At 39.3% G+C, this 14,308-nt stretch carries 8 protein-coding genes; all 8 read right to left on the bottom strand.

What is annotated here, in order from left to right; translation table 11 throughout:
- Positions 1-17: 17 nt before the first annotated feature.
- Positions 18-710, bottom strand: a complete 693-nt coding sequence (locus ACQY77_RS18295; RefSeq protein ID WP_421940863.1) for a hypothetical protein — start codon at positions 708-710, stop codon at positions 18-20.
- Positions 711-732: 22 nt separating this feature from the next.
- On the bottom strand, positions 733-3,618 hold the full coding sequence (locus ACQY77_RS18290) for a hypothetical protein (RefSeq protein WP_421940864.1): 2,886 nt from the start codon (positions 3,616-3,618) through the stop codon (positions 733-735).
- 518 nt (positions 3,619-4,136) lie between these two features.
- Positions 4,137-5,117 (bottom strand): type IX secretion system membrane protein PorP/SprF, encoded by a 981-nt coding sequence (locus ACQY77_RS18285; protein WP_421940865.1) that lies wholly within the window; start codon positions 5,115-5,117, stop codon positions 4,137-4,139.
- Positions 5,118-5,121: 4 nt separating this feature from the next.
- Entirely contained in the window at positions 5,122-6,066 is a 945-nt protein-coding gene (locus ACQY77_RS18280) for a gliding motility-associated C-terminal domain-containing protein (RefSeq protein WP_421940866.1), read from the bottom strand.
- A gap of 26 nt (positions 6,067-6,092) precedes the next feature.
- Positions 6,093-6,782, bottom strand: a complete 690-nt coding sequence (locus tag ACQY77_RS18275) for a hypothetical protein (protein ID WP_421940867.1) — start codon at positions 6,780-6,782, stop codon at positions 6,093-6,095.
- Between the two features lie 17 nt (positions 6,783-6,799).
- Positions 6,800-9,361 (bottom strand): hypothetical protein, encoded by a 2,562-nt coding sequence (locus ACQY77_RS18270; RefSeq protein ID WP_421940868.1) that lies wholly within the window; start codon positions 9,359-9,361, stop codon positions 6,800-6,802.
- 409 nt (positions 9,362-9,770) lie between these two features.
- Entirely contained in the window at positions 9,771-11,738 is a 1,968-nt protein-coding gene (gene glgB / locus ACQY77_RS18265) for a 1,4-alpha-glucan branching protein GlgB (RefSeq protein WP_421940869.1), read from the bottom strand.
- A 59-nt stretch (positions 11,739-11,797) separates the two neighbouring features.
- Positions 11,798-14,260 (bottom strand): glycoside hydrolase family 31 protein, encoded by a 2,463-nt coding sequence (locus ACQY77_RS18260; protein WP_421940870.1) that lies wholly within the window; start codon positions 14,258-14,260, stop codon positions 11,798-11,800.
- Positions 14,261-14,308 lie beyond the last annotated feature (48 nt).

The raw sequence follows: 14,308 nt of genomic DNA, 5'->3' as shown, positions 1-14,308 counted from the left end.
TATGTTGGTATCTATCCTTAGAAAGTAACTGCTCCTGCCGTACCTTGTGCAGTACCAATTGTAATGGTTGGCTTAGTTGGTTTGGCAGTTACTGTAATGGTCTGGTCAGTAGTTTGCGGACAATATTTACTACCGTTAATTTCATAACCTACTTTCAATCTGTAAGTGATAGAACCTACTGTTGGCGCAGTTGGCGTATAATCTTTAGTATTTGCCCCAGCTATAATGGTTTCAGTACCACCTGATACGGTATACCATTGATAAACTAAAGCAGCTTTGGTTGGATCTTCCGGATTAGTAACATTACCTACTTGTGCTAAAGGACTTTCTACACAGAAGTTTGCTGGTGTAATGGTTGGAGCCAGGGGTTTCAATACATAAACCGGGATTTCCTGCATTTCCGATTCGCAGGATCCAGCTGTTTGTGATTTGGAACTTAAATAATAATATCCTGTTTTTAGCTCTGCATTGGCTATTTTATTACCTCCTGTTAAGATTACACCAGTACTGGGAGTTGTAGTAGCGGTTGCGCTATACTTTACGATCCAATCTGAGCCTGCAGGGGCTGCTGGTAAGGTGAGGTCTGCATCAGCGCAGAAAAGATTTACTCCAGCGGTATTTGGAGCCAAAGTTTGTGCAGATAAGGTTAAGAAACTGCATAATAACACTGTTGCGATAGTTAAAACTGCTTTGGTAAAGAATTTGTTCATGGGGACGATTTTTTTAAATTAATTAATATTGTGAATTGGTATTAACCAGCACATGCGGTGCTGAAGGTTTTGGATTTATTTTAATGTTAAAATTGATTTTTGTTGTACATCCAGCAGCATTTTTAAGGGTTAAAACACCCGAATGAATACCAACACTGGCATCTGCTGGTACATTGATGGGAATATTCCCCGCCGGTAATAACAAATCATTAATGGCAATAAAACCGGGAGTTGTCCATGCGATACTATATGTTGTTGGATTGTTTACTGGATTGGTATAGTTTAATTGCGTATTGCCAAAACCCTGGCACAATTCCGGATCACTTCCTGGTGTGATGCCTGGTGCAGGATTAACAGTTACTGTAAAAGTGGATGTTTTTTCTTCACAGCCTTTTGCTGTGGCGGTAATAGTGGCAGTTCCGCTGAAACCAGAAGACCAGGTAACCTTTCCTGCTGAAGCGTCAATTAAACCTGCTGCTAAAGGAGATAAGGTATAAACAATCTCACTGGTGTTATTTGCTGTAGCTAAATAAGTATCTGTTCCTGATCCCATACACCTGTTATCTGTTAATCCAGTATTGAAAACTGGCGTGCTTACATTGCTGTTAACTGTAATGGTACCTCCGAAAGAAGCTCCCGAACTCGGATTTACAGTATACGTGAATGTTCCGGCTACTGTTGGTGTTCCGCTTACGGTTACTTTTTTAGGCGATGTACTGTACTGGTAGGTAACCCCGGCGGGTAAGCCTGTTACAGTTGCACTATTGGCAGATAGTAAAAAAACCATAGGCGACATTACTGTATTAACACACACAATTCTATCCCCTGACCCCGTAGACGTGGATACACTGCTCTGATCATTACTGTTTACCTGATCAGGTTGTGAGCCTGTAATTGTTGCATTGTTAACTAAAGTGCCGTTCTGCGTTACTTTTGCCGTAATTTTAAGCGTTGCAATTCCACCGCTGGTTAAATCTCCAATGGTCCAGATACCGGTTACATTATCATATGCTGTACCTGAAGAGGGAATACTGGATACATAGGTATATCCTGTCGGGAGTTTATCAGAAACGGAAACCCCTACCGCGTTTCCATTGCCCAGGTTTTCTGCTTTTAAAGTAAAAACGACATTGGTATTCAATTCCGGGTATGGAATATCCACCGTTTTGGTGATCGCACGATCGATATTACAAAGTGATACATTTATTGGTAAAGAAGGGGCACTTACCCCACATTCCAGCTGATAACTAACGCTGTAATTACCCGAAGTGCTCACCTCATAAGTATCGGCTGTTGCTCCCGCAATCGGATTTCCATTTAAATACCATTGATAAGGAGCAGCATTTGAAAGGGCTGTGAGCGTAGCAGATGCGCAATTTACCTGACTCATCACAGGCTGCTCCGCCTTTTCTGGAAAACGTGAAATAAAATTAGACATCGAAAAACCACTACTCTGCTGAACCATGGAAACCGTTAATCGCCCCAAGCTCGTAATGGATATATTTTTTGGCGAACCAATGTCTGTATTCGTAAAACTAATCAGCGCCAATCCGGTAGTACCTAAAGATTTACGTGTTCCAATCCCGGCAATACTTTCAATATTGGTATTGTTATAAGTAGTAGATCCACCACTGGTGGTGAGTAAAATGGGATCGGCGCTTTTAGTTAAAATGTAACCAAAGTAAGGTAGATCTGTTGTTGGAGCATAAGCGGTGAATTTGACTGTTTCAACCCGCTTTGAACCCGAACAACCAGAAATGGGAACCAGTGTGGCTACATCTACCTCACAACCCCCACCAACTGATACGCCCGCAGTTCCGGAGAATACTTCCACATTTTTATTAGAAACAATTATGGATGAAGAGTAGCGACCGGTATTCGTAGCGGAATTATACGCACCATTGAGATAGCCATGATTAAAGGTTTGTTTATCTCCAGGCGAGTTAAGTGTAAAGGTCTGAATACTTCTTTGTGTTCCATCTATATCAAAACTGGTTACTGTAATGGTTGTATTGGCTTCTGTTGCAATAACAGTTGATTGTTCTGCTGTTAAATTACCTTCACCCCTAACAATTACATATTCTTTACCCAAAGAAGAAATTGGAGGTATAGGATTAAATGCACCGTCTCCACAGCCTCCAGGGGCGTCAAGAGCCGCAGCTGTATTCATTACTGCAGATGCCGATGACTCTACCAGTGTTCCAATAGGAGCTTTAAACAAATAGCTTTGCCCTGCATTTAATGTTGCAGTAGCCACACCGCCTATTTTAATGATGGTATTATTTTCAATAGCCATGATGCTATATATTGGCCTGTATGCAGCACCTGCCAAGTCACCATCCCGGTAATACCCTACCCTAAAGGCATTACCTATTGCTGCATCTCCAAAACTGAATAACGAGGCATTTCCTTTAATATTAGTATCCGTACCATCAGTCCCGAGGTCATCAGAAGCTACATTCCTTAAATTAACCGAAATAGATGCAGTTGCTTCTACAATAATTCCAGCAGCAGAAACTACGGTATTCAAACTGAAAGCCGGAGCATCTTTAGGTAAACCCGAAAACCGATAGATAAATGGGCTGTTCTGTGCGCAGTTAAAGGTTGTGATTACTGTACCGTCACTTTTATAAATTGTTCCGGTTACAGCAGTAGTATAATCTGTAGTGATTACGATTTCATTGGCTTTACTCCAATACTGCCATGGGGCTGGAGCAATATAGTGTTTAGAATAACTTGGTGGCATGAAATTAGCCAACCTTTTAACATTTATCCCTGCAGCATTGTATAAGCCATTATCTGTAATGTAAAACGGAGCATTGTTAAATGCATAAATTTTCATTTCTGCCTGAAAGAGCAGAATGAGTATAGATAATAAAAATACTAACCGGGACAGCGTTTTAATCATGTTCACATTAATCAACCTCGAAGCAATACAACGCATTAAGATTTGCCTGGGCAATAGCAGAGCCAGCCAAGGGTAAATCTCAGACAATAGACTACTACTCCTGCGTAGGATTAATAATCATATTAAAAATGCAAAATATCAGTTACAAGGATTTCTTCAACTCTAAAATACCCAAAATAGTATGAGGTAAAATAGGCCGAATATTAATTTTACACCAACATAAACCACGATTTTGAGCACAATTACAGATTAAAAAAACAATGTATAATTAATACTACTATTATAGAGACATTTTTACACCCGCGTATTTAAAGAAACACAAGAAAAAAACAAACAACATACTTATAAATAAGTAATTATAAACACAAAATACAATAACGGTCTCAATGAAAATATTTTTAAGCGGAAGAGCAGACCAGGATGCATTTTTTTTGACGAACCACCCAAAATACAGGATGAAACTGGATAACAATAGCTGAACTGTTAAGAATTTGTAAATCTTTCGAAGCTTTATTTTGCTAGAAATAGCATTTGGGTCTTCGGCTTTTTCGGGTTAACAGGTAGTAACCGATTGATATTTCATGAGAGCCATAGTCATAATTGCCGAGTTTATTTAAAGTATAATCGTAACCATACCCAATTCTCAGGTTTTGCCTGACAAACCATTCTGAAATCAATCCGATAGCACTTCTGGCGGGGAGATTTGATTCTAAATTTGATTTGGGAAAGATTTGCAATGAGCTGCGGTACATCCCTCCGATCCAAAACCGGTCTTTAATAAGAAGGAAAGCATTTAAATCAAGTGATGTTGGACCATGAAGATCTTCTTTAATCAAAAAGGTTGGCTTAAAAACCAATGTGTCGTTAAATGGGAATGCAAAACCAGACGTTAAATAAAAATGAGGTTGAACCTTTACATTTAGGAGCTTATAAGCTACATCGGTAGATAGAATACTGCAAAATAGATTATTTGCCGAAAATCCAACAAAAAATTTATCGCTGGAATAATGAAATCCAGCGCGTAGATCTGGCACAATCTGGTTAACACTTCCTGTTGGAATTCTGGTATCTCCTTGTTCTATTGGTTCTAAAAGGCTCCCGTTTAATCCAAGCTGCATTAAGCCAATACCTAACCCAAATGCTAAAACTTTAGTTTCTGTCCTGTCTATTTTAATTCGATAAGCAAAATTAGCTGAGGCGGTAAGGGCACTCTGTGCACCGATTTTATCTTTACTGATAATAGCACCCACACCTATACTTTCATTGCTAATGGCTTCATCAGCTGAAATCGAAAGTGTTTGCAGTGCCCCTTTAATCCCTGTCCACTGCGCGCGGGCAAAAAGCTGAAGATAGAGCTCCTCTTTGTATCCGGCATATGCAGGGTTAATGTATAACCCATTAAAAGCATATTGTCCAAACTGGGCATTTTGCTGTCCATAACTTTTGATCGACACCGACACAACAAGGAATAAGCCCATTATCTTTCCAAAATACTTCATATTGTTATCGAATCACCGTTATGTAACCTGTATGATTTTTCCAATCGTCATTACCATTTTTAACCCTTATTACATAAAAATAAGTTCCATCACTCAAACCTAAAGCTGTCCAGTTGTTAGCATACTCAGCCGTCTGGTATACCGTACTGCCCCATCGATTCATTATGGTTATTTCATTATGCTCAAAAGCATCTAAATGCTCCAGATAGAAAGCATCATTTTTACCATCACCATTAGGCGTAAAGACGTTTGGAATTCTAAGTCCAACAATTTCTTTATTATCCACAGCCTTATTGTTGGAAAGATTCGGATCCAATTCATTTGCAGTTACAGTTGCACTATTAATGATTAGTCCTTGCTGTTTAGCATGTACCTTAATAATCAGATCGATAAATTCTCCATTTGCAAGATTTGCGACATTCCATGTGACGGTTCTGCTGCTTGCGTCATAAAAGGCATCTCCTTTTGGTGGAATAACAAGTGATTCAAAAATGAGCTCTACAGGCAGTATATCATTAACAGAAAGTCCTGTAGCTGTATCTTCTCCGTTGTTTCTCACATGCAAAACATATTCAAAAACCTGATTACTGATCACGATTCTTTTCTCCGAATGTTTGGTAATCGATACATCAGCTGAAGGTTTCGGAACCACCATAACCTCAATTTCATCTGAAATATCAGATGTACAGCCCAGGTTGTTTATTGAGGCAACTTTATAAATTCCTGGTGTAGCGGTGATTAAGCTACTGGTGATTTGGCCATTCACCACAACACCATCTTTAAACCAGATAAATGAATTAGCGCCTGCTGAACTGGCATGCAGTACCGCTGACGATCCCTCAACGATCGTAACGATTTGCCTTCCTGTAGACAGGTTTTGACCATAACTTGATTGCCTACTCAGCAACAGCAATAGCATAAACCAGAATATAGATACCCTTATGCTCATTTATCAGTTTTGCAAAGAAATACAGATTAAAAGGTGACAGCGTTTGCTGTACCGATTATGGTACTGTTGGTAACATTGGGTTTAGCTGGCTTAGGATTTATGGTTACATTATGATCAATAATTTGTGGGCAATATTTGTTGCCATTGATTAAATAGCCAACCTTTAAGCGATAGGTTTTAGTACCTGCTGTTGGGTTAACCGGAGTATAATCCTTCGAATTTTCGCCCACTATTATATTTTCCACTCCTCCTGATAATGTATACCACTGATAAGCTATTGTGCTGATGATCGGATCTTCCGGATTTACAACACTACCAACCTGTTGTACGGGGCTTTCTATACAAAAGTTTGCAGGAGTAAAACTTGGCAACAATGGTTTGAGCACGTAAACAGGAATCTCCTGCATATCAGATTCACAGGAGGCTGGAGCAGTAGACTTTGTACTCAGGTAATAATATCCTGTTTTCAAATCTGCCGCAGGAATCTTATTGCCAGCAACCAAAGGAATAACTGTTGCTGGAGTGGTAGTTTGTGATGCACTATATTTCACTACCCAGTTTTCATTTGCAGCTGGTGCAGGGAGTGTCAAATCTGAACCCTCGCAAAATAAATTTACCCCCGGCGTAGTTGGAACCACTTGTGCAATAACTGTACTTTGTATGCAAAGTATAATTAGCGGGATGAACAGGATTTTAGTTATCAGGAACTTCTTCATAAAAATTAATTAGTACTTTAATATTGTGAGGTTACAGGCACCGGAACATGGGGCACCAATGGTTTAGGTTTTATATCAACGTTAAAATTGAATTGGTTTTTACATCCATTTGAGGTCTTGATTGTCAAAATGGCTGAATGACTACCGACAGTTGCATCCAAAGGAATATTCAGCGGTATATCTCCTGGGGGGAATCCCTGGTCAATAACATTCGAAAAACCTGCTGAATTCCAATTAATACTATAAGAAATTGGATTATTCATCAAATTGGAATACGATAATGCAGCCATGTTCGTTCCTTCGCAAATCACCGGATCTGCAAAAAGGGTTAATGAGGGCAATGGATTAATTTTAATTTTTCCTTCAAAGTTAATCGCAGCACCTGAAGTGCCAATAACGTTATAACTAACCGAAGGGCCTGCAACAGTTGGAGTGCCGCTAATCGTTAGCACGCTGTTAACAGGATTATATACAAAGCCGAGTCCCGCTGGCAGCCCATGAACATTAACAGCTGTTGTGTTTGGTAAAATATTATATACGATTGGCGCAATGGGATTGTCAACGCAAGTTTCTGTATCAGCAGGTTTTGTAGAAGTTGATACTGAACGATGATCATTATTAATTACCAAATCGGGCTGTGGCCCACTAATGGTTACTGTATTGGTGTTCAAACCAGTTTGGATTACCTTAGCAGTGATATCAAGTTTGGCAATACCATTTATTCCTAACTGGCCAATACTCCAGATTCCCGTTACAGGATCATACATGGTTCCCGTAGAAGCAATACTTGATACATAACTGTAGCCAGCAGGGAGTTTATCCATTACTAAAACATCAACAGCAATACCATTTCCCAAATTTTCGGCTTTTAAGTTGAAGACAACATTACTGTTTAAATCAGGATAAGCAATGTCAACGCTTTTTGTAATGGCGCGATCTATAACACAAACAGAAACCTTAACCGGAAGAGAGGGAGCACTGAGCCCGCAATCGAGCTGATAGGTTAAACTATAACTTCCAGAAACTGTAGCAAGATAAGAGTCACTATTAGCCCCATCTATTGGAAGATCATTCAGATACCACTGATAGGGCGCTGCGTTCGGCACGGCCACAAGTTTAACTGAGGCACAATTTTCATCAACAATTACAGGCTGTTCTGCCTTTTCTGGAAATCTGGAAATAAAGTTCGACATCGATGAAGCGCTACTTTGTTGAACCATTGAAACAGTAAGGCGCTCAGTACTCGATATTGAAATATTTTTTGGAGATCCGATTTGAGCGCTGGTGAAACTTATTAGAGACAGGCCTGAGCTGCCTAAAGGTTTACGAACACCTACTGCAGCGATAGTTTCGATATCCTTATTAGTATAGTTGGTACCTCCCCCCTGAGTTGTTAAATATATTTTGTCGGGGTTTTTGGTTACAATGTATCCAAAATATGGAAGATCCGAAGCGCCACTATAAGATGTAAATTTAGTTGTTTCAACACTCTTCGATCCTGAACAGGCAGAGATAGGTGCTAAGGTAGCGATATCTACCTCGCAACCTCCACCATATGAGATACCCGCGGTGCCGGAGAAAACCTCTATATTTTTATCAGCAGATATGAAAGAAGAGGAATATCTGCCTGTATTTGAACTTATATTATACGCTCCATTCAGATAACCATGATTAAACGTTACCTTATTACCCGCTGCCACCAAAGTATAGTTGTTTTTAGATTTTTCCATACCATTAGCATCGAAATGAGTTACAACTACCTTCGTATTAGGCTCTACAGCTATAATGGTGGATTGCTCTGCGACGATATTCCCCTCTCCCCTAACAATCACATATTCTTTTCCTAAGGATGCTACTGGTGGAATGGGGTTAAATGTGCCGTCGCCACAGCCCCTGGGTGCATCAAGCATAGCACCTGTATTCATTACCGCCTGATCTGATGACTCGATTAATGTACCTATAGGCGTTTTAAACAAATAGCTCTGTCCCGCATTCAGGGTTGCTACAACCACACCTCCTATTTTCACAACTGTATTGTTTTCAATGGCCATAATGCTATAAATAGGTTGTGTAGGCGTACCGGACAGGTTTCCAGCCCGATAATAGCCTACCCGAAATGATTTGCCTATCGCCGCGTCGCCAAAACTGAAGAGAGAAGCATTTCCTTTAATGTTGGCGTCATTGCCATCCGTTCCTAAATTATCAGATGCAATATTCCGTACGTTCACGGCAATGGATCCGGTTGCTTCTACAATTATGCCTCCACCTGTAATTACAGTATTAAGGTTAAATGCTGGTGCATTTTTTGGTAAACCAGAAAAAGTATGAATAAAAGGGGTATTCTGAGATACAGTGAAATTGGTTAGGAATGTTCCATCACTCTTTTTTATTGTTCCGCTAACGGGTACCGAACTACTGGTAGTAATTACAATTTCGTTTGCCTTGCTCCAGTATTGCCAGGGAGCAGGAGCAATATAATGTTTAGAATAGCTGGGCGGTAGGAACAGGTTCTTTTTAGAGCCATTAACATCTGACAAAAATATTGGGGTAGCACCGATTACTTTTGTTAGCGTTAACAAAAAAATAAGGAACCCTGCAAAATTAATCCGCAAAAACATTTTGTGCATTACCATTCTAACTGCTCCTTAAAACACAATAAATACCCACAGATTTACACTGGCAATGTAAAGAGCCAGATAAATCTGAAAAATGATTTATAATTGATCTGCTGAAAAATCAATTATTCCAGAAAATTAGGAGTTGGTTTTAAGGGAATCTTAAGGTCGAAATTAACAAAAAAGAAACAGAAAATATTTACGACAAGACATTCACTAACAAATACTTAGCACATAAAAAAAGCCCTGTATTTGTACAAATACAGGGCTTTTTTTAAAAACTTTGTTTCATATGGTTATTGGTATATTTCCAAATAATCTCTCCATAAAAAAAATAAACGTTTATTTTTCATGCAAAACTTTGAAAATGGTGCTATTTACTTTTAAAAATACAAATACCTAAAGGTGGTAAGGTAACTTTTAAAGTATACTGTTGTCCATTATATTCTTGCTCAGCAGGTGTGAGGTCGCCAGTATTTAATTTCCCGCTACCATAAAACGCTTCTGCATCGGTATTGAATATTTCTTTCCACTTGGTTTTAAAGGGAACGCCTATAGGATAGTTTTCCCGAACAACAGGGGTAAGATTTAGCGCAATTACCAGGGTATCTTTAGCATTTGGCCCCTTACGCATGTAGACAAATATCGACTCATTAGCATTATCTGCATCTATCCACTGAAATCCTTCATAACTAAAATTAAAGTGATGTAATGCCGGTTCTTTTCTCAAAAGATGATTTAGGGCCTTTACGGTTTCTTGCATGCCTTTATGAGGTGCATATTTCAATAAATGCCAATTTAAGGAAGATGTAAAATTCCATTCGCTGGTATCACCAAATTCATTACCCATGAAAAGAAGTTTAGCACCAGGATGCGTAAACATATAACCATACAAAGCCCTTAGATTGGCAAACTTTTGCCAATCGTCTCCTGGCATTTTATACAACATTGGCGATTTTCCATGAACCACTTCATCATGTGAAAAAGGTAACATAAAGTTCTCGGTAAAAGCATAAGTCATACTAAAACTCAGCTGATGATGATGATGTTTTCTGCCCAAAGGATCAACTTTGAAATATTTTTCAGTATCATTCATCCAGCCCATCATCCATTTCATTCCAAAACCTAAACCACCTGCATGCACCGGATGGGTAACTCCAGGATAGGTACTGCTTTCTTCAGCTATGGTTTGTACGCCTTCAAAATTACCATAAACAGCAACGTTCAAATCTTGTAAAAACTGAATAGCACCAAGGTTTTCACTACCACCATACTCATTGGTAGCCGAATCACCATCCTTTCTTGAAAAATCAAAATAGAGCATTGATGCTACCGCGTCAACTCTTAATCCATCCGCATGATATTGATCCAGCCAAAATAAAGCATTGCTAATGAGGAATGAACGAACTTCATTCCTATCATAATTAAAAATGTAAGATTTCCAATCCGGGTGAAAACCTTTACGCATATCGGCGTGCTCATAAAGATGCGTTCCATCAAATTCATAAAGTCCATGCCTATCTCCCGGAAAGTGTGAAGGGACCCAATCCAGTATAACAGCGATGTTGGCTTTATGTAATTCATCGATTAAGTACATCAGGTCTTGCGGAGATCCATAGCGTGAACTTGCGCCAAAGTATCCTGTAATTTGGTAACCCCAGCTCGGAAAATAAGGAAACTCCATTACCGGCATTAGCTCCACATGGGTAAAGCCCATGTCTTTAACGTAAGGCACTAATCTGGTTGCTATTTCCCTGCAATTCAGTACACGTTCAGGATTTCCCGGATCTCGTTCCCAGGAACCCAAATGAATTTCATATACAGAGATAGGTTGATCAAGTGCATTTAATTTCGCCCTTTTATTGAGCCAGGATTTATCTTTCCAGGTATAATCCGTATCCCAAACAATAGATGCGGTTTGAGGCGGATGCTCCCACCTGCGGGCGTAAGGATCTCCTTTTTCATGTTCCGACTCATCAAAGCCTTTAACAAAATACTTGTAAACCTCTCCTTTTTTTACATCTGGTATAAAACCCTCCCAAATCCCAGATTTATCCCATCTTTTATAAAGTGTATGGCTACCCCTGTTCCAACCATTAAAATTACCTACCACACTTACTTTTATTGCATTGGGTGCCCAAACAGCAAAGTAAGTTCCAGCCGTTTTTTCAACTTCCAGCAAGTGAGATCCCATTTTATTATACAATCGGAAGTGTTTTCCCACAAGAAAAAGATCTATATCATACTCACTGAAGAGACTATAAATCCAAACCGCTTGTGTTTTATCTATTTTCACAGAAGGTGTGTTCTTTTTGGCTGGAACTTTTTTAGATGTTGGCATATGTTGTTGGCTAGATAGATTAAGCCCCAGGTACTAAACAGTACTTGGGGCTAAAAGATTTACAAAGTTGAAATCTGTATTTCTGTGAAGTTTTTATTACACTTAAAGTGTAATATGTGTTGATCATCAGTATAAAAATCCTTAATTTCCTTACTATCGACCACAATTTTCTTTACCTGAAACTTTATTCCGGCAACATTACAGGCATAAAGCTCATAATTTGGCGTATAAAGTCCATCACTTCGTTGGTTAATTTTTAATTGTTCTGTATCGCCTTTTACTGTGAACCGCTTTTCAAGGTAGATATCCTGCTCATAAGCAAAAGTATCACCATGATCTTCGTACATGTAAGAGTTTACTTCGTAATCGCTATAGTAAATATTTAATGCCACTTCTGTAATGGCTTTTTCATCAACATATTGCATTACCGGGTATTCAGGAATAACTGAACCTGCACGAACAAAGATTGGCATGCTGTCAATTTTAGCTTCCACAGTATATTCATTTTCACCCACCAGTACTTCATTTGTCCAGAAATTATACCAGGTACCTTTAGGAAGGTAAACCTTTCGTGATATAGCTCCCTGCTCTAAAACAGGGCATATCAATAATTTATCTCCATAAGTAAATTCATCCTGACGGAAACTGTTGCTGATATTCTCTTGTTCGAGCATGACCAATGGTCTTAAGATAGGGAAACCATAACGGTGATGCTCCCAGAAAACCGAATATAAATAAGGCATTAAACGATACCTTAGTTCAATGAACTTACGGTTAATATCTTCAAAAAACTCTCCAAAACTCCATGGCTCTCTTTCAGCGGTATCACCTGCGGAGTGGGCACGCATAAACGGCGAGAACGTTCCCAATTGAATCCAACGCGTAAATAATTCGCCATCAGGTTCTCCGCTAAAACCGCCAATATCCGTACCACAGAACGGAACACCTGATACCGAAAGCCGCTGGCATTGAATATTACCAATTTTTAAATGTTCCCAGGTAGCGATATTGTCACCCGTCCATACACTTGCAAAACGCTGCATACCAGAATAACCAGCCCTAGTAATGGTAAACGGACGCTTGTTGCGCATCAGTTTTTTCAATCCCTCATAAGTTGAACGCACCATCTGCATACCGTATACATTATGGGCTTTACGGTGAGAACCCCTGTAACCGTCGTAATTATGGCGTACATCGTTAGGAAAAGTACCCGATCCAAAAACAGCTGGTTCATTCATGTCATTCCAAAAACCTGCCACACCCATATCTACAAATTCCTTGTACAAATTGCCCCACCAGGTTCTCACTTTAGGATTGGTAAAATCGGGAAATTGGCAGCGGCCTGGCCATACATGACCTTCCATATAGTAATCGTCGCTTCGGCGACAGAAAAATCTTTTCTCTTTACCTTCCTTAAATACCCAGTAGTCGTCATCTACTTTTATTCCCGGGTCTATCATCACAACGGTCTTAAAACCGTCATCTGATAAATCTTTGATCATCTTTCTTGGATCCGGAAAATATTTTTTGTTCCAGGTAAAGCAACGGTACCCATCCATATAATCTATATCCAGATAGATAGCATCACAAGGGATTTTCCGTTCCCTGAAATTCCTTGCAATATCCCTTACTTTAGATTCAGGATAATAACTCCAACGGCACTGTTGATAGCCCAATGTCCATTTTGGTGGCATAGGATGGGTTCCTGTTAAACTTGCATACCGCTTAACCACATCCATCATATGTGGCCCGTGAATGTAATAGTATTGCAGTTCACCACCATCAGACCAAAAGCTGGTTTTATTCACATCTTCTCCACCAAAATCGAAATATGATTTAAAGGTGTTATCGAAGAATATTCCGTATGCAGCCTGATTGTGCAAGCCAATATAAAAAGGAATTGTTCTATACAAAGGGTCCTGATTCCAACCGTAAGAATACGCATCAGTATTCCAGTTTTCAAATCGGCGGCCACGAAGGTTAAAATTGCCTGATTTATCTCCCAAACCAAAGAAATTCTCTTCCGGGTGACATTTTTTAGTGGCAAAAATATAGTATCCACCAAAATCTACATTCTCTTCCCAGTGCATTGAATTGGCCTCATCTACCATCACCAAGTTGGTAATGTTATCGTGAAATGAGATATGAAAATTGGCTTTTTCTATTTTACAAGTTACTGCATGTGTAGATATGGCGTAATGATCATCATGCTCCTGCATTTTAAATACAGATACCTTTTGGTCTACCTCAGGAACAGCATATGAAAAATCATCCAGAAAAACACCATGTGGGGCTAACCTTACACGAATGATATCGTCACTTACCACCCTGATTTCAACCCTGGCATCTCCATCCGAAAAATAGAACCGGTTTCCTTCTTTTTTTACCTTTTTTACCGAACCCAGGTATTGTTTTACAATTGGCTTTATTGATATGTCAACAGGGTTGTTTAAGTGCTGTATTTCTTGCTCTTTTTCAATTAAATCCCCTATTTCCTCTTGTTTGTCGTTTTGCGATTCCATCCTATTTATTTCAAAAATTTATAATGATTTTTTGCTCTTAAACCGGGA

The sequence above is a fragment of the Pedobacter sp. genome (assembly GCF_965279535.1).
Taxonomy (GTDB): Bacteria; Bacteroidota; Bacteroidia; order Sphingobacteriales; family Sphingobacteriaceae; genus Pedobacter.
This window is presented reverse-complemented; position numbering and strand designations above follow the sequence as displayed.

Bases quoted from the DNA above. Each gene is read 5' to 3' on its own strand.
- ACQY77_RS18295 (WP_421940863.1), bottom strand. From the start codon at position 710: ATGAACAAATTCTTTACCAAAGCAGTTTTAACTATCGCAACAGTGTTA.
- ACQY77_RS18290 (WP_421940864.1), bottom strand. From the start codon at position 3,618: ATGATTAAAACGCTGTCCCGGTTAGTATTTTTATTATCTATACTCATT.
- ACQY77_RS18285 (WP_421940865.1), bottom strand. From the start codon at position 5,117: ATGAAGTATTTTGGAAAGATAATGGGCTTATTCCTTGTTGTGTCGGTG.
- ACQY77_RS18280 (WP_421940866.1), bottom strand. From the start codon at position 6,066: ATGAGCATAAGGGTATCTATATTCTGGTTTATGCTATTGCTGTTGCTG.
- ACQY77_RS18275 (WP_421940867.1), bottom strand. From the start codon at position 6,782: ATGAAGAAGTTCCTGATAACTAAAATCCTGTTCATCCCGCTAATTATA.
- glgB (WP_421940869.1), bottom strand. From the start codon at position 11,738: ATGCCAACATCTAAAAAAGTTCCAGCCAAAAAGAACACACCTTCTGTG.
- ACQY77_RS18260 (WP_421940870.1), bottom strand. From the start codon at position 14,260: ATGGAATCGCAAAACGACAAACAAGAGGAAATAGGGGATTTAATTGAA.